10 protein-coding genes are annotated in these 17459 nt (G+C 59.7%); 2 read left to right on the forward strand and 8 right to left on the reverse strand.

What is annotated here, in order from left to right; genetic code table 11:
• Nucleotides 1-29 precede the first annotated feature (29 nt).
• The 6 genes from ngg to mnmC form a co-directional block, all read right to left on the reverse strand.
• A complete protein-coding gene (ngg, locus tag RHM59_RS00240; RefSeq protein WP_322285700.1) occupies nt 30-1778 on the reverse strand; it encodes an N-acetylglutaminylglutamine synthetase in 1749 nt (582 codons plus the stop codon).
• Nucleotides 1779-1781: 3 nt separating this feature from the next.
• Nucleotides 1782-3554 (reverse strand): N-acetylglutaminylglutamine amidotransferase, encoded by a 1773-nt coding sequence (locus RHM59_RS00245; protein ID WP_322285701.1) that lies wholly within the window; start codon nt 3552-3554, stop codon nt 1782-1784.
• Between the two features lie 729 nt (nt 3555-4283).
• Complete coding sequence (locus RHM59_RS00250) at nt 4284-5360, reverse strand: lipocalin-like domain-containing protein (RefSeq protein WP_322285702.1); 1077 nt, start codon at nt 5358-5360, stop codon at nt 4284-4286.
• Entirely contained in the window at nt 5350-7830 is a 2481-nt protein-coding gene (locus RHM59_RS00255) for an ABC transporter permease (protein ID WP_322286755.1), read from the reverse strand. Before RHM59_RS00255 ends, RHM59_RS00250 begins: the two co-directional genes overlap by 11 nt.
• A gap of 1 nt (nt 7831) precedes the next feature.
• The gene (locus RHM59_RS00260; protein WP_322285703.1) at nt 7832-8500 is read right to left on the reverse strand and encodes an ABC transporter ATP-binding protein; all 669 of its coding nucleotides are present in this window, start codon (nt 8498-8500) and stop codon (nt 7832-7834) included.
• Between the two features lie 265 nt (nt 8501-8765).
• Entirely contained in the window at nt 8766-10745 is a 1980-nt protein-coding gene (gene mnmC / locus RHM59_RS00265) for a bifunctional tRNA (5-methylaminomethyl-2-thiouridine)(34)-methyltransferase MnmD/FAD-dependent 5-carboxymethylaminomethyl-2-thiouridine(34) oxidoreductase MnmC (protein ID WP_322285704.1), read from the reverse strand.
• A gap of 185 nt (nt 10746-10930) precedes the next feature.
• On the opposite strand from mnmC, the gene pap reads away from it, so the two are divergent.
• On the forward strand, nt 10931-12430 hold the full coding sequence (pap, locus tag RHM59_RS00270) for a polyphosphate:AMP phosphotransferase (protein WP_322168263.1): 1500 nt from the start codon (nt 10931-10933) through the stop codon (nt 12428-12430).
• 115 nt (nt 12431-12545) lie between these two features.
• A complete protein-coding gene (locus tag RHM59_RS00275; protein ID WP_322168264.1) occupies nt 12546-13730 on the forward strand; it encodes a thiolase family protein in 1185 nt (394 codons plus the stop codon).
• A 196-nt stretch (nt 13731-13926) separates the two neighbouring features.
• Here RHM59_RS00275 and RHM59_RS00280 read toward each other — a convergent pair whose 3' ends face one another.
• Together RHM59_RS00280 and RHM59_RS00285 are read right to left on the reverse strand one after the other, a co-directional pair.
• The gene (locus RHM59_RS00280; RefSeq protein WP_322168265.1) at nt 13927-15279 is read right to left on the reverse strand and encodes an HlyD family type I secretion periplasmic adaptor subunit; all 1353 of its coding nucleotides are present in this window, start codon (nt 15277-15279) and stop codon (nt 13927-13929) included.
• Between the two features lie 12 nt (nt 15280-15291).
• Complete coding sequence (locus RHM59_RS00285; RefSeq protein ID WP_416195111.1) at nt 15292-17436, reverse strand: type I secretion system permease/ATPase; 2145 nt, start codon at nt 17434-17436, stop codon at nt 15292-15294.
• Nucleotides 17437-17459: the final 23 nt, after the last annotated feature.

Consider the following 17459-nt stretch of genomic DNA (forward strand, 5'->3'; position numbering starts at 1 on the left):
AATTGGCCAGATATTTGTGGTCTTGAAGGTCAGCTGTGCGCGGGCGAACTGTGGGGGAACAACAGGTCTACAAACCGCTCGGCGGTGGGTTGGGGTTCGTGGTTGGCGAGTCCTACACGCTCGTTGGCTTCGATGAATACATACTCCGGTTGGTCGGCGGCGGGCACCATCAGGTCCAGGCCTACCACCGGAATGTCTAAGGCCCTGGCAGCCCGTATCGACGCATCGGCCAGCACCGGGTGCAGAATCCCGGTGACATCTTCAAGGCAGCCGCCAGTGTGCAGGTTGGCGGTGCGCCGGACCGCCAGACGTTCATTGGCCGGCAACACGCTGGCGTAGTCGTACCCGGCGTCGTGCAACGTGCGCTCGGTTTCTTCGTCCAGCGGGATCTTGCTTTCGCCGCCCGTGGCCGCGGAACGACGCCGACTTTGGGCGTCGATCAATTCGCCAATGCTGTGGCTTCCATCACCCACCACTTCAGCCGGGCGGCGGATCGCAGCAGCGACTACCTCAAATCCGATCACCACTACGCGCAGGTCCAGCCCTTGGTGGTAACTCTCAAGCAGCACCCGGGTATCGAAGGCCTGAGCGCGTTCGATAGCCGCCTCCACCTCTTCTATCGTGTGTAAATCCACCGCAACGCCATGGCCTTGCTCACCGTCCAGCGGCTTGACCACGATGTGTTTGTGCGCTTCAAGAAAAGCCAGATTGTTGTCGGTTTCACCGGCCAACTGTTGCGCCGGTAAACGTAAGCCCGCAGCCTTGAGCGCGCGATGGGTCAGGCTTTTGTCTTGGCATAAGGTCATGCTCACTGCGGTGGTCAGGTCGCTTAATGACTCCCGGCAGCGCACCCGACGCCCGCCATGGCTAAGGGTGAACAAACCAGCGTCGGCATCATCGACCTGCACGTCGATGCCGCGTTTATGCGCTTCTTCGACAATGATTCGGGCATACGGATTGAAGTTTGCCTGCGGGCCAGGCCCGAGAAACAAACGTTCGTTGATGCCATTTTTTCGCTTGATGGCAAAGGTTGGCAGGTTACGAAAACCGAGCTTGGCGTAGAGCTTTTTCGCCTGTTGATTGTCGTGCAACACCGAGAGGTCGAGGTAACTCAACCCCCGGCTCATGAAGTGCTCGATCAAGTGCCGCACCAATACTTCACCCACCCCAGGCCGCGTGCACTGCGGATCAACCGCCAGGCACCACAAACTGCTGCCGTTCTCGGGGTCGTTGAAGGCTTTTTGGTGGTTAAGGCCCATGATGCTGCCAATCACTGCGTTAGTACTTTCATCCTCCGCCAACCAGTACACCGGCCCGCCCTGGTGGCGCGGGGTGAGCAGCGCAGGATCGATGGGCAGCATCCCGCGCGTTAGGTACAAGGTGTTGATCGACTGCCAATCGGCCTCGGTTTGTGCGCGTCGAATTCGATAACCCCGAAACACTTTTTGCGCCGGGCGATAATCGGTGAAACACAGCCGCAAGGTGTCGGACGGGTCGAGAAACAGGTGTTGCGGCGCCTGCGCCAAGACTTGCTGGGGTGCGGCGACGTACAGCGCAATGTCGCGCTCGCCAGGCTTTTCGTTGAGCAGTTCTTGGGCCAGCGCGGCCGGATCGCGGTAGGTGTGGCCAATCAGCAATCGACCCCAGCCGCAATGCAGCGCGAGCGGTTCGGTGCCGAGGTTGCTGCCGTCTTCGGCAAGTTGTGCCTGCAGGCGTTCATAAGACGGCGATTGACCGCGCAACAGCCGTTGGCCAAACACGGAAGCGTTATGTTTCATGGGTCAAAGTCCTTGCTCGCTGAGCCATAGGTTCAGCGCCGCGAGCTGCCATAGCTTGGAGCCGCGCAGTGGGGTCAGTTGACCGTCAGGATCAGTCAGCAGACTGTCGAGCATCTCGGGCCTGAACAGACCACGATCCTGGCTGGGGTCGAGTAGCAGTTCACGCACCCACTTCAGTGTGTCACCTTGCAAATGCTTAAGGCCAGGGACCGGGAAGTAACCCTTTTTACGGTCGATGACTTCGGCGGGAATGACCAACCGAGCGGCCTCTTTCAACACCTGCTTGCCGCCGTCGGGCAGTTTGAATTTACCCGGCACCCTGGCAGACAGCTCGACCAGACGGTAATCCAGAAACGGCGTGCGCGCTTCCAGGCCCCAGGCCATGGTCATGTTGTCGACGCGCTTCACCGGGTCATCGACCAGCATCACCGTACTGTCCAGCCGCAGCGCTTTATCCACCGCCGCATCGGCCCCCGACTGGGCAAAATGTTCGCGCACAAAGTCGCCCGCAGCATCGTTCGCGGTCAGCCATTTGGGTTGTACGGTGGCGGCGTATTCGTCGTAAGTGCGGTCAAAAAACGCGGCACGGTAGGCCGCATACGGATCACTGGCGCCGTCCACTTGCGGGTACCAGTGGTAACCGGCAAACAGTTCGTCAGCGCCTTGCCCGCTTTGCACCACCTTGCAGTGCTTGGCGACTTCCCGCGACAGCAAGTAAAAGGCGATGCAATCGTGACTGACCATCGGCTCGCTCATGGCACGGAACGCCGCCGGCAGTTGCTCGATGATTTCGTCTTCGTTGATTCGCAGTTGGTGGTGTTGAGTGCCGTAGTGCTGGGCGATCAAGTCTGAATATTGAAACTCATCACCGCGTTCGCCGCCCGCGTCCTGAAAGCCAATAGAGAACGTAGACAGATTCTCCACGCCCACTTCACGCAGCAGACCGACCAATAAGCTTGAGTCGACACCGCCCGACAGCAGAACGCCCACGTCCACCGCCGCCCGTTGCCGAATCGCCACCGCTTCTCGGGTGCTGTCCAGTACCCGGTCGCGCCAATCATTCAAGGTCAGATTGGCTTCATCGGGGTGTGGTCCGTAGGGCAGGCGCCACCAGACTTTCTGCTCCGATTTCCCGCGAGCATCGATGCGCATCCACGTGGCGGGCGGGAGTTTCTCAACGCCGGCCAACAGCGTGCGCGGTGAGGGCACGACGGCGTGAAAATTCAAATAGTGGTTCAGCGCGACCGGGTCCAGCAACGGGCTAATATCTCCGCCTTTGAGCAGCGCCGGCAGGGTCGAAGCAAAACGCAAACGTTTGTCGGTCCGGGACAAATAAAGCGGTTTGACGCCCAAACGGTCGCGGGCGATGAACAATTCTTCTGTGTCCCGCTCCCAGATGGCGAACGCGAACATGCCGTTGAGCTTGGGCAGTAAATCGGCGCCCCAGGCGTGGTAGCCCTTGAGCAGCACTTCGGTGTCGCCACCGGAGTAAAAGGTATAACCGAGGATTTCCAGTTCGGTGCGTAATTCCGGAAAGTTATAAATGGCTCCGTTAAACGCCAACGACAGGCCAAGAGAATGGTCAACCATGGGCTGCCCGGAGGCGTGCGTCAGGTCCATGATTTTTAGCCGACGATGACCGAGGGCAACCGGCCCCTGACAATGAAAGCCCCAGGCGTCCGGGCCGCGTGGGGCCAGTTGATGGGTAATCCGCTCAACCGCAGCGAGGTCTGCGGGTTGATGGTCGAAGCGTAGCTCACCTGCTAATCCGCACATAAAGTCCTTACCGGGTGTCCGTTGGGGAGGGCAGACGATGCGTCGCCTACACCAGAAACTGACCCGTGAGGTTTGCGAATGTTTTAGATCGATCGGGAATAAGACAGTTTTACAACTGTAGGAGCGAACTTGTTCGCGATGCGCTATTCCTGACACAACCGTCAGACGCCTCGCCAACAAGTTGGCTCTTATCAAACTGCTTTTTTATCTTTTAAAACAGTGGGTTGGCGCTGTGTTTTGTGTGTATATCCGGCATTTGTGGTTGCTGAAAGTAGGGTTTCGCTTTTACAGCGAGTCACCTTTTTCAAACGCCAAAAAGGTAACCCAAAACGCTTGCCCCACCATGCGGAACCTCGCTTAGGCTCGGTCTTCCCTCGCTCCGGCGTCGCTCCGGGGGTCGCCGTGAGCGGCCATCCCTGGCCGCGCACGGCTTACTCGGCATCCTTGCCTCGTCACCCCCTGCGCAACGCCTGCGTTCGGCCGCATGGTTTCACGGGGCCTCTTTCCGTAATTTGATATTCAATTCACTGGTGATTCTTCGGACCTATCGCAGCCTTCGACAGCTCCTACAGAAATCTGTGCAGCGCCAGAATCTGTGGGACCGAATTTATTCGGGAAGGCTTCCGACCTGACACACTGCAACCTCAAGCCATACAAAGTACCGCCCAGTTTGCTGCGAGACAGCGCGGCGTCGAAGACGTGGCGGACCCTCCTACAGGGGGTGGTGACTCAATACCCTGTCATCTCCAGGTATCCGATGCCTTTTTGATTGCCGGTTACGGTTACCGGGCCTTCCCAGTAGGGAATTCGCAGGTCCATCCAGGCTTTTGGGTTTAGCGCGGCGGTGACGATATCCAGCTGTTTGCCGGGGATTTTGACTGACCAGCGGGTGGGCATTTCATGGTCTGCGATGTCGCTGGTGGACATCGGGGTGAGTTGGATCTGCGAGCCGTTTAGCAATTGGGTCTTGCCGTCGGCGTCGATCCAGGTGCCAGTCACGTACGGCTCGCCGCTCTTCTGGCGCATGCGGTACAGCATTATTTGCGCGCCGCTTTCCAGGTGCACGGAAAACCAGTCCCAGCCGGTTTGATTGGCAGTCAATGGTTGGCTGCTCCATTCCCGATCGAGCCAGGCGGGACCGCTGACGTGGTAGGTTTTACCGTCGATGTCGAGGCTGCCCGACGCCTGAAAAAACGGCTGGCTGTAGTAATACGATGCTTGGCCTTGTTCGGATTTTTGACTAAATCCCTGCGCCCCTTGCAGGACCAGGGGCTGGGTCGAAGTGAGGTGCAATTGATAGCTGAACGACGGCCCTCGAGCGTGCAGTTGCATGTCGGTCAGCGGGTTGTCGCCGGTCGATTGGCTGTCGAATGTCCAATCGTCGATCCATGCCTTGAATGGCGCGCCGCTGACCCCGGCTTGCCCAACCCCGCCTCGGGCGTAGCGCTCGGCGGCGAAATGCTGAGTGGCCGAGGTGACGGCGGCGTGGCCCATCCAGAGGGTTTGATCGCCCCAGCCTTGTTGTTCAGGCCCGGCTTTTAGCGCACTGCGAAACAGCGTCCATTGCACGCCGAAATCGTGGCCTTGGTCATCCTTGAGGTTGGCGGTGACGTACCACCACTCGATGCGGAAACCATCATGCGGGCCGTGGTCCTGAGGAAAGCTGAAGACTTTGCCAGGAACCACTTGAGCAAACGCCGCCGCGTCGTTGCCCAGCCCGGCAAAACCGGTGGCCGGTGCCTTGTCGTCATCGCAGGCGCTCAATAACAGGACGCTCATCGCCAGCAGCAGCCAGTTAATCTTCATTGGCGAAGGTCCTCAGCAAATCCGCTGGGCGGCTGCGATACAACTTGATCAGGGGCCAAGCCGAGGCCAGCAGCGTGGCCAACAACGCCAACGCCATCAGTTGCAGCAGTTGCGCGGGGAATATCTGCAACGGCAGCCGCCAGCCAAAGGCTTGCACATTGATCACCGCGTCCAGGCACCCTGCCAACAGCAACCCCAGCGGCAGTGCAAGTACCAGTGTCAGCACCGCCAGCAGCCAGGTTTGCCCGAGGTTGAGCAGCATCAGTTGACGTCGGGTTACGCCCAGCGCCCACAGCGGTGCAAGCTGGCCAAGACGACTTTGGCTTTGGGTCAGCAAACTAATAAACAGCGCCACGCCGGCCACGCCCAACGTCAGGCTGTTGAGCGCGGCAGTGGCGGCGAAGGTGCGTTCAAAGACTTGGGTTGACCAACCCTTGAGTTGGCTTTGGTCGACGATGCGATTGTCTTCCAGCGCAAACCGCGACTGAAGGTCATGCACCAGCGCCGGCACCGAGGCCGGGGCGATGCGCAGATTGAATCGGTTGGGCGACAGGTGCGGCCAATAGCGCAGCAGGTGTTGAGCGTTGACCAGCAAATGGCCCTTGGGATTACCGTAGTCGGCGTAGATCGCGACGACGCGGGGCGTCCAGTGGCCTTGAGGTGTGGGAACCGTGAGTTGATCACCGACCTCGACTTTCAACCGTCGCGCCAGTTGTTCGCTGAGCATCACGGTGTCGTCCTGAGCCAGTTGATCCCAAGGATCGCCCGCTGCCGATTGCAGCAGCGGCCAGTGTTGGCGATAGGTGGGGTGGTCGATGACCCCGAACAGGTCTGCTGGCCAGCCCTGCAACTGAATCGAAACTTGCCAGTTGGGCAGCACCGCAGTGACTGACGGTTGGCTGCCAAGCCAGGTCTGCATGTCCCGTGCCTGGGCCGGGTTTTGCGGGTTGAGGTACAACTCGGCGGTCAGGCGTTGCTCCAGCCAGTTGGTAAAGGTCTGGCGGAAACCAGAGGTCATGCTGCCCGCGCCGATATTGGCCGCCAACGCCAGCAACAGCGCCATCAACGCCAGGCTCAAGGCGGGTAACTGTTGGCGGCAATCGGCGAGAAACCATTGACCGAGAACCGAACGGCTTCGCCCCAGTAGCCGATTGAGCAGGGCGTTGAGCAATACCGGCAGCCCAAGCGCGGCGCCGAGCAATAAGGTGCCCATCAGTACAAAACCGCTGGTCAAACTGTCGCCAAAAAGTAACGCAATCAACGCCACCAGCATCGCCAACCCTGCGACCCAGGCTTGTCGACGCAGCCAACGGCTGTGCGCCTGGTGCCAGGCTTGTGCATTGGCCAACGCCAACAACGGCATGCGGGCGGCGCGCAACAAACTGTTGACCCCGGCCAGCAGCGCGCCTAGCAGGCTTAAACCGACTCCGCTGGCCCACCACCACGGGCTCAAACTCAACTGCCCCGCCACTTCGGCGCCGTACAAGCCCCGCAGGCTGGCGGCGACATCGGGCAACAAGACACTGGCCAGCACATAGCCGCTGATGACCCCGGCAATCCCGCCGAGCACGGCTAGGCAACCCAGTTCGACAGCCAGGCTGATGATCAACAACCGGGCGCTGACCCCGCACGCCCGCAGGGTTCGCAACAGGCCCCGGCGTTGTTCAAGGGCCAAACCGATAGCAGCGTGGACGATGAACAACCCCACCACGAACGATAGGAACCCCAAGGCATCGAGGTTCAGGTGAAAGCTTTCGGTGAGGCGCTCCAGGTTATTTTCTTCGCCACTGGTTTTAAGGATCAACTGACCCATCAGATTGGCCGGTAACACCGGTTTGTTGTCGGCGAATGCCTTGGGCAATAGAAGCCGGGAAAGCTGTTGCGGCGCGTCTAGCAGGTGTTGCGCGAAGCCGATGTCGACCAACAACAAACCGGGCGCCATGTCGGTCTGACTGTGCAGCGGTGGCAAGGTGCGGCCGCTGTCGGTCAGCGGCGTGTCACCTTCGTGAAAACCCAATGCCAGTAAGGTCTGCGGCGCGATCCAGGTGCTGCCCGGCGCGCTGAAAAATCCGACCATCTGCGCGATGTCTAAGTCTTTGCCCGCCACCGCTGCACCGTCGGGCAGCGACAGCGGCTCGATGCCCATCAATTGCAGGCGTTGGTCTTCATGACCTTTGAGCGTCACCCGCGCCTGCAATACCGGTGACACCGGCCAACCCGCACGGCGTAGGCTGATGAACAGCGCTTGAGGAAAGGTAGCGCCATTGGGTGCGCTGAGGCTGGCCTGAGGTTCGCCGCCGATCAATTGGCTGGCACGTGCATAACTTTCCCGCGCCTGACTGTTCAGCGCTTGCACCCCCGTCAGCAAACTGGTCGCCAGCCATAGCCCGGTGAGCACGCTGAAAAACTGCACTGGGTGCCTGCGCCAATGGCTCAGCAGTGCACGCAATGTCCAATAAAAAACCTGCACGTTAGCGTTCGCCTGCAGCGGCCAAGCGCCCGGCATGCAGCACCACTTTGTTCGCCAGGCGAGCGGCGATACGCGGACTATGGGTCACCATCAGGAGGCTGGTGGGGCTGTCCCGGAGCAAATCGAGGAGCAACTGAAGGACTTCGTCGCTGGTGGCTTCGTCCAGGTTGCCGGTGGGTTCATCGGCCAACAACAAACCGGGACGCGAGGCGAGGGCGCGCCCCAGGGCGACGCGTTGTTGTTGACCGCCCGAAAGTTGTTCCGGGTAGCGTTTGAGTAAATCGCCGAGCCCCAGGCGCTCGATCAGTTGCGCTTGCCAGATGGGATCGAATCGACCGGCCAGGCGAGCTTGAAAGGCCAGGTTGTCTTCAACCTTGAGGCTGCTGATCAGGTTGAATTGTTGAAATACCAGGCCGATTTCGGTGCGTCGCCAGTGGGCAAGTTGGGTTTCGTTCATCTGGTCCAGCCGATGCCCGCCGATACGGATGACGCCGCGATCAACGTTGTCCAGCCCAGCGACCAAGTGCAACAAGGTGCTTTTACCGCTGCCTGATTCGCCCATCAATGCGAGGCTGCTGCCGTGTTCAAGATTCAAATCCACCCCCTGCAACACCGCCAATGGACCTTGCGGTGTGGCGTAACTTTTGAACACGGCTTGCACTTGCAGCATGGAGGTTCGCCTGGGCAATTGGGGTGGGGAGAGGATAGCTGGTGTGGGGTTTAGTGGCATTGATTTTGGTGAAAACGCGACTTGGTGGCGTCTGATTCGCCGCTTTCGTCGGCAAGCCACAGTCTCTATGTTTGTCTGCGGTACTGTGGGAGCAGGCTTGCCTGCGAAAGGGCCACTTGCCGACGTTTGATATTCAATTCACAGGCGACCTGCGGGCGGGAGGCCATCTGTAGGCGTCAATCGCGCAGCGCCAAAAACAACCGCCTCACGCCTTACCCCGTATCAACCCTCGCAACGCAAAACGATTCGGGTGACAGGCTTCGGCGACGCTGCGGGGCAGTGGCAGCGGTTCGTTGTCCAGCCAGGCGGCGAGCAGTTCGCCGGACAAGGGGGCGGTGATCAATCCCCGAGAACCATGGCCGCTGTTGACGTACAAACCGTCAAGCCACGGGGATTGGGTATCCGGTACTTGGCGGGCGTCTTTGCCCAGCACGGCGTAGGCCTCGACGAACGCGTCTTTGTCCGCCAGCGGCCCGACGATGGGCAAGTAGTCCGGGCTGGTGCAGCGGAAACCGGCGAAGCCGAGCAAGTCCTCGGGGGCTAAGGTATCGGCGCCGAGGCGTTTCACCAGGTCGACAGATATTTCTTGCAGCAGTTGCAGGTTGTCCAAATGGTCGGCGGTGGTGGGCGTCAGGTCATTGCTCTTGAAGTTGAAACTGGCGCCCAGCGTGTGTTCGCCAGAGCGGCCCGGTGCGATGTAGCCTTCAGCGCAGACCACGGTACTCAGCGCCGCACTGGCCGGGGTTTCAGTCAGTCGGGTGATTTGTCCGCGAATGCGTTTGAGCGGCAGCTCGGCGCTGGCTGGAAAGCGCTTGACCTCAGCGGCCCCGGCCAACACCACCACCGGTGCCTGTTCCAGCATTTGCTCGCCGGCCCACGCTTGCCAACGTTCGCCATCACGGCGCAGTTCCAGCACATCGTGGTGGGTCAGCAATTGGATGTTCGGGTGCAACGCTTGGAGTCGGCACAGCGATGGCGGGTTGACCCAGCCACCTTCGGGGAAAAACAAACCGCCGCAGGCCAGGGTGATACCGGCTTTTGCCTGGGCCGTCGGCAAGTCCAGCAGTTGCAACAAGTCGGCAGGGAAGGCCTCGGCCAACTGTGCCTGACGCTCGGCTTCCTTGTCATTGAACCCCAGTTGCAACACGCCGCAAGCGTCCCAGTCGAGGCCGCGTTGCAGGCGCTCCAACAGCCGCCGTGTATGGCCGAAACCACTGACGATCAGCTGCGACAGCGCGGTGCCATGGGCGGACAATTTCAAATACAGCACGCCCTGTGGATTGCCCGAGGCTTCCTGGGCGACGTCGTTGTGACGCTCCAGCAAACTCACCTGCCAACCCCGTGCCGCGAGGCTGGCGGCGGTCGCGCATCCTGCCAGGCCTGCGCCAATCACCAGCGCTTTACGTGGGCCAGTGAAGGGCGCAGGACGGGCGAACCAAGGCTTGGCCGCCAGCGGTTTAATCGCATCGTCCGGCCAGCCGACAAATGTCCCGCGCAGCACTTCCCACTTGTGGCCGATCCCCGGTGTGCGTTTCATCTTGAACCCGGCGGCGTTCAACGCCCGACGCACCCAACCGGTGCTGGTAAAGGTGCTGATGGTTGAATCAGGGGCTGCCAGTCGCGCCAGTTCGGCGAACAGTTCCGGGGTCCACATGTCCGGGTTTTTTGCCGGGGCGAAGCCGTCGAGGAACCACGCGTCGATCTGCCCGTCCAGTTGCGGCAGCATCTCCAGCACCTCACCGATCAACAGGGTCAGGGTCACTCGCCCGCCATCGAACACAAACCGCTGAAAGCCTTCGTGCACGGCCACGTACTGCGTCAGGAGTTGATCGGCAAAGACAGTCAGTTCCGGCCACAAGCGGAGGGCGCGTTGCAGGTCGCTGTGGGTCAGCGGAAACTTTTCAACGCTGACGAAATGCAACCGAGCTTCGGCCGGGGCGCACTGGGCAAACAGCTGCCAGGCACACAGAAAATTCAGCCCTGTACCAAAGCCGGTTTCACCAATGACCAGCCGTGCGCCTGCCGTTAACGCCGTGAAGCGCTGCGCCAGGTTGTTCTGCTTTAGAAAGACGTGGCGGGTTTCATTGAGGCCCGATTGCGTCGAGAAATAGACATCCGAAAACGCCGGCGAGTGGGGGTTGCCCTGTTCATCCCATTCGATCTGGGCATTGCGGGTGAGGGTCATGGCGGGCTCGACAGAGTTCAGAAGCGCGACATATTAACGTAATCACTGTGGCGGCCAAGGTATGGGGAGGGCGTCGCGAATGAAATCGCCCTTCCGTTGACCCATCGCAAGGATTGGCTGTCTTAACCGGACATTGATTCACGCTATCCGTTAGTCTTGGGCGATCTTGAAAGAGGAATGTGTGCATGTTCGAATCCGCCGAAATCGGTCACGCCATCGACAAAGAAACTTACGACGCCGAAGTGCCCGCGCTGCGCGAAGCATTGCTTGACGTGCAGTACGAGCTTCAACAGCAGGCGCGTTTCCCGGTGATCGTGTTGATCAACGGCGTTGAAGGCGCGGGCAAGGGCGAGACAATCAAACTGCTCAGCGAATGGATGGACCCACGGTTGATCGAGGTGCGTACATTCGATCAGCAGACGGATGAGGAATTGGCCCATCCGCCGGCTTGGCGTTATTGGCGGCAATTGCCAGCCAAAGGCCGCATGGGGATTTTTTTCGGCAACTGGTACAGCCAGATGATTCAGGGCCGGGTCCACGGTACGTTCAAGGACGCCAAACTTGATCAAGCGATCAACAGCGCCGAGCGTCTGGAAAAAATGCTGGTCGATGAAGGTGCGCTGATCTTCAAGTTCTGGTTTCACCTGTCCAAGAAACAGATGAAAGCTCGGCTTAAGGCGCTTGAGGATGACCCGTTGCACAGCTGGCGCATCAGCCCGCTGGATTGGCAGCAATCGAAAACCTACGACAAGTTCGTGCGTTACGGTGAGCGCGTACTGCGCCGGTCCAGCCGAGATTACGCGCCTTGGTACGTGATCGAAGGCTTAGACCCGCATTACCGCAGCTTGACCACTGGACGGTTATTGCTCCAAGGCATGCAGGCCGCGTTGGCCAATGGCAAAGCCAAGTCGGTGCCGACGCCTTTGGAGCCGCAAGCGCCCACCGTCAACGAGCTGAGCCTGTTAACCAGCCTCGACATGACTCTGCACTTGGACAAGGACGACTACGAAGAGCAACTGATCACCGAGCAAGCGCGGTTCTCGGGCAACATGCGTGACAAACGTATGCGCAAACACGCGCTGGTGGCGGTGTTTGAAGGCAACGACGCGGCGGGTAAAGGCGGGGCTATTCGGCGTGTCGCAGCGGCGTTGGACCCACGTCAGTACGCGATTATCCCAATTGCTGCACCCACCGAAGACGAACGTGCGCAGCCCTATTTGTGGCGCTTTTGGCGGCAGGTCCCGGCGCGGGGCAAATTCACCGTGTTCGACCGTTCCTGGTATGGCCGAGTGCTGGTTGAGCGGGTCGAGGGATTCTGCAGCCCAGCGGACTGGATGCGTGCCTATAGCGAGATCAATGACTTCGAAGAGCAATTGACCGAGGCCGGCGTCGTGGTGGTGAAGTTCTGGTTGGCCATCGATGAAAAAACCCAGCTGGAGCGCTTCGAAGCACGGGAGAAAATTCCGTTCAAACGCTTCAAAATCACCGACGACGATTGGCGCAACCGTAAAAAATGGCCGCAATACCGCGCGGCAGTGAATGACATGGTTGACCGCACCAGCACCGAAATTGCCCCGTGGACCTTGGTTGAAGCCAACGACAAGCACTGGGCGCGGGTCAAGGTGTTGCGCACCATTAACGAAGCACTGGAAGCGGCATTCGCCAAGGACAACAAATCCAAGTGATCCGATGATTTTCCATACAGCCAATGAATGATCATCGCGCAGTGCAGTGACCTGGACTTATGCTCAAGGGAGTTTTAGCAACCTTCCTCGCCCCCAATAAGAACGGAGATGTGCCATGCGTGAAGTGGTGATTGTCGACAGCGTGCGGACTGGCCTGGCCAAGTCGTTTCGCGGCAAGTTCAACCAGACCCGTCCCGATGACATGGCGGCGCATTGCGTCAACGCGCTGTTGACGCGTAACGGTTTGGACCCCGCGCTGGTAGAAGATTGCATCGTTGGTGCGGGCTCCAACGAAGGCGCTCAGGGTTACAACATCGGGCGTAACGTGGCGGTGCTGTCGAAGCTGGGGATTAACGTGCCCGGCATGACCCTCAACCGTTATTGCTCGTCGGGCTTGCAGGCGATCGCTATCGCGGCTAACCAGATTGCTTCCGGATGCAGCGACGTCATCGTCGCGGGCGGGGTTGAGTCCATCAGCTTGACGATGAAAAGCGTCAATATGGACAACCTGATCAACCCGCTGCTGAAAGAGCAGGTGCCCGGCATTTATTTTCCCATGGGTCAAACCGCTGAAATCGTGGCGCGGCGTTACCACGTCAGCCGCGAGCAGCAGGACCTTTACGCCTTGCAGAGCCAGCAACGAACGGCGGCGGCTCAGACGGCTGGGCTGTTTGATGACGAAATCGTACCGATGAAGGTGACCTACCGCGTGGAGGATAAAGCCACGGGTGCGATCAGTTTGGTGGAAGGCATCGTTGATCGTGACGACTGCAACCGCCCTGACACCACGCTGGAGAGCCTGGCCAGTCTGAAACCGGTGTTTGCCGAAGACGGTTCGGTGACAGCGGGAAACTCGTCGCAATTGTCCGACGGCGCGTCAATGACGCTGATCATGAGCCTGGATAAAGCGCTGGAACTGGGTTTGAAACCCCGGGCGTTTTTCCGTGGTTTCACCGTGGCCGGATGCAACCCGGATGAAATGGGCATCGGCCCGGTGTACTCGGTGCCCAAACTGCTGAAAGCCAAGGGCCTGCAAGTCGCTGACATCGACCTCTGGGAACTCAACGAAGCCTTCGCCTCACAGTGTTTATACGCCCGTGACCGGTTGGGCATCGACAACGAAAAGTACAACCTCAGCGGCGGCTCCATCTCCATCGGCCACCCCTTCGGCATGACCGGCTCACGCCAAGTCGGCCACCTGGTCCGCGAACTGCAACGCCGCAACCTGCGCTACGGCATCGTCACCATGTGCGTCGGCGGCGGGATGGGTGCTACGGGGTTGTTTGAGGCGGTGAAGTAAAACGGTATGGCCTTTTCCCGATATGAATTGGTGCCCATTTATGGGGAAGCGAATGACGTGATCGCCCTCGTTGTGAATGACACACATTCTGTGGGAGCAGGCTTGCCTGCCAATTCCATTACTCGATCTGCCTGACTCTCCTTGGAGTGTCGCCCGCGCAGATCTGCTCCTTCAGAGATTTGACTTGTCTGAGCGTCTACCGCTCCCTCATCGCCTCGGTATGCGCTTTCAGCACCGGCTTGAGCAGATAGTCCATGACGCTTTTTTCGCCGGTGATGATGTCCACGGTGGCGACCATGCCGGGGATGATCAGCAGCGGTTTGGCGTCGGAGCCCAGGTGGTTTTTGTCGGTGCGGACTTGGATTAAATAGAAGCTGTTGCCCTTGTCGTCGGTGATGGTGTCGGCGCCGATCAGTTCCAGTTTGGCTTTCAGGCCGCCATAGATGGTGTAGTCGTAGGCGCTGAATTTGACCATCGCCGGTTGTCCCGGGTGCAGGAACGCCACGTCTTGCGGGCGGACTTTGGCTTCGATCAGCAGGTTGTCTTCCAGCGGCACGACTTCCACCATGTCGCTGCCAGGCTGAACCACGCCGCCGATGGTGTTGACCTTCATCACCTTGATGATGCCGTGTACCGGTGAGACCACCGTGGTGCGGCTGACTCGGTCGTCGATGGCGATGCTGGTGGCCGTGAGTTTCGACAGGTCGGTGCGTTTTTGATTGAGGTCTTTCGAGGCGTCGGAACGGAACACGAGTTCCGATTCCTGGACCTTGCTTTTGATCTCGTTGATGGCTGCTTCAGCCCTAGGAATCGCCAAGGTAGTGGCGTCCATGGAACCCCGCGCTTCGACGGCATTGCGTTTCAACCGGAGAATTTCCACCGGTGATACGGCGCCGGTGTTCACCAGCGGTGCCGACATGTTCATCTCTTGCTGAAGCAGGCTCAGGCTATTGCGGAATTGCTCCTGTTTGGAGCGAAACTCGGCCAGTTCTTGGGTCTTTTGCAGCAGTTGCTGGTTCAGCGTGCGTTGTTCGCTGCTCAGGCGCCGCTGCCGGGAGTCATACAAGGACTGCTCATCGGCGGCGACCTGTGGGGCTTTTTTTATCACCTCGTCCGACAGCTTGAACGGCCGGCCCTCGGCTTCCGCCGACAAACGCTCAACCTGGGCGATAAGGGCGTATCGGTCGGCTTCGCTTTCGCCTTTGTTTGACAGAAAACGCGTGTCGTCGAGGCGCAGCAGGGTGTCGCCCTTGTTCACCATTTGCCCTTCATGGACAAAAATCTCGGTGACGATCCCGCCTTCCAGGTTCTGAATGACCTGCACTTTGCTCGACGGAATCGCTTTGCCCTCGCCCATGGTGACTTCTTCGAGCACCGCGAACTTGGCCCAAACCAAGGCCGCGATGATCAACGACGCGGCAATCCAGACGGTCAAGCGTGAGCCTCGAGGCGAGTCCTGGGCGGCAACCCCGGCCACTTCAGGCATGAATTCGGTGTCGGCGGATTTGCCGAAATGAAAGTAGCCGCGTTGGCCGGTCGTTGCTGACATATGAGGGGCTTCCTAGACCGCTGCCGAGCCGACGCGGCCCTTGCGTAGTGCTTCGATGACGATGTCTTTTGGGCCATCGGCGACGACTTTGCCGTTGTCCAATACCACTAACCGATCCACCAGACTGAGCATTGAGGTGCGGTGGGTGACCAGTAATAAGGTTTTGCCTTGCATCCAGCCATGCAGGCGCTGACGCAAGTCCTCTTCGCTGCTGTTGTCCATGGCGCTGGTGGGTTCGTCGAGCAACAAGATCGGTGGGTCCAGCAGTAACGCCCGGGCCATCAATACCGCTTGGCGTTGTCCGCCGGAGAGCAGTTGCCCGCGTTCGCCCACCGGCCGATCAAAGCCCTGCGGGTGTTGCCGGGCCAGTTCACTGACGCCGGTCATTTCCGCCACTTCAAGCATTCGCGCATCGCTGACGTAGCGCGCGCCCAAGGTCAGGTTATCGCGCAGGCTGCCGGCAAGCAGCGGCAAGTCATGGGCCACGTAACCGATTTGTTGGCGCAGATCTGCCACGTCCAATTGACGCAGGTCCAGACCGTCGAGCAATAGCTGGCCTTCTTCCGGGGCGTAGAAGCCCATGACCAGTCGCGCCAAGGTGCTTTTGCCCGAGCCGCTGCGGCCGATGATGCCGATTCGCTCGCCGGGTTTTACCGAAAAGTTGACCGCGTGCAGCGCCGGGGTGCTTTGACCGTTATAGCGGAAGGTAACGTGATGTACCTCCAGCGCGCCTTTAAGTTGGGTGCGTTCCAAAGGTCTTTGCTTAGCGTCGCGCTCTTGCGGAAGGGCCATCAGCGCGTCGGTGCTTTTCATGGTCAGTTGCGCTTGCTGGTAGCGCGTAATCAACCCGGCGATTTGCCCGAGCGGCGCCAGCACCCGGCTGCCGAGCATGTAGGTAGCGACCAGCGCACCGACGCTCAAATTACCGGCGATGATGCTGTACACCCCGGCAACAATGGTCGCCATGCCGCAAAACTGCTGGATGAACAGCGTGCCGTTAGTGGCCAGCGCCGAGAGGTTGCGAGCATGGCTGTCGAGGCGGGTGAGGGCACCGTGGGTGGTTTCCCATTTGTGTTGGCGCTCACTTTCGGCGCTGCAGGCCTTGAGGGTTTCCAGACCGCCGAGGGTTTCGATCAGCAGTGCTTGGCGTTCGGCGCCCAAGGATAAACTTCGCTGCACGGTGTCGCGCAGTCGCGCCTGGATCACCAGGGCGAAGATGATGGTGATTGGAAACGCCACCATGGGAATCACCACCAGCCAACCGCCGAGCAGGCCGATCACGCCGAGCATTAGCACGGCGAACGGCAAGTCGATCAAGCTGGTCAGGGTGACTGCCGTGAGAAATTCCCGCAGGCCCTGAAAGTCATGAATGCTTTGCGCGAAGCCGCCGATGGTTGCCGGTCTGGCCTTCATCGCCATCCCGGTAATGCGTTCAAACAGGGTCGCCGAGAGGATAACGTCGGTTTTCTTGCCGGCTTGATCCAGCAGATGCGCGCGAACCAACCGCAGGATCAGCTCGAATACCGTACCGACCAACAGCCCGATTGATAACACCCACAGGGTTGAGGTGGCTTGATTGGGCACGACTCGGTCATAGGTTTGCATGACGAACAACGGCACCATTAACCCGAGTACGTTTATGCACAGGCTGGCGAGAATCGCATCGCTGTATAGCCAACGCGAGAGTTTCAGGGTGTCGCGAAACCAGGCTTCAACCCGAGGCACCAGCGGCGAGCGCAAGTCTTCGAGTTCGTGGCGCGGGCGGGCGAACAAGGCTTGGCCGCCGTAATTTTCCAGCAGTTCTTCGCGGCTAACCCACTGCTCGCCGCCCTCGGCTTCGCTGGGCAGAATCAGCGCCTGCCCGTCGTCGGACCACCGCCTGAGGATGGCGCAGCGGTTATTTTTCAGCACTAACAGCACCGGCAGGCTCAAAGCCGACAGGTCATTGAGTTCCCGTCGCAACAGGCGCGCTTGCAAACCCGCGCGAGCGGCAGCCCGAGGCAGCAGATCAAGGGTCAACCGCTGCTGCTTCAGTGGCAGGCCAGCACTCAGGCTGGCCCGACTCACAGTGCAGTCATGCAGTTTGCAGAGAATCAATAGACCATCAAGCAAGGGGTCATCGAAGCTCAACCGGGGGTCAACTGACACGTTTTCCATGGTGGTCAAATTAGGCTACTCCG

The organism is Pseudomonas sp. MH10 (genome assembly GCF_034353045.1).
Classification (GTDB): domain Bacteria; phylum Pseudomonadota; class Gammaproteobacteria; order Pseudomonadales; family Pseudomonadaceae; genus Aquipseudomonas.

Bases quoted from the DNA above. Each gene is read 5' to 3' on its own strand.
- RHM59_RS00275 (WP_322168264.1), top strand. From the start codon at position 12,546: ATGCGTGAAGTGGTGATTGTCGACAGCGTGCGGACTGGCCTGGCCAAG.
- pap (WP_322168263.1), top strand. From the start codon at position 10,931: ATGTTCGAATCCGCCGAAATCGGTCACGCCATCGACAAAGAAACTTAC.
- ngg (WP_322285700.1), bottom strand. From the start codon at position 1,778: ATGAAACATAACGCTTCCGTGTTTGGCCAACGGCTGTTGCGCGGTCAA.
- RHM59_RS00245 (WP_322285701.1), bottom strand. From the start codon at position 3,554: ATGTGCGGATTAGCAGGTGAGCTACGCTTCGACCATCAACCCGCAGAC.
- RHM59_RS00250 (WP_322285702.1), bottom strand. From the start codon at position 5,360: ATGAAGATTAACTGGCTGCTGCTGGCGATGAGCGTCCTGTTATTGAGC.
- RHM59_RS00280 (WP_322168265.1), bottom strand. From the start codon at position 15,279: ATGTCAGCAACGACCGGCCAACGCGGCTACTTTCATTTCGGCAAATCC.
- RHM59_RS00260 (WP_322285703.1), bottom strand. From the start codon at position 8,500: ATGCTGCAAGTGCAAGCCGTGTTCAAAAGTTACGCCACACCGCAAGGT.
- RHM59_RS00285 (WP_416195111.1), bottom strand. From the start codon at position 17,436: ATGGAAAACGTGTCAGTTGACCCCCGGTTGAGCTTCGATGACCCCTTG.
- mnmC (WP_322285704.1), bottom strand. From the start codon at position 10,745: ATGACCCTCACCCGCAATGCCCAGATCGAATGGGATGAACAGGGCAAC.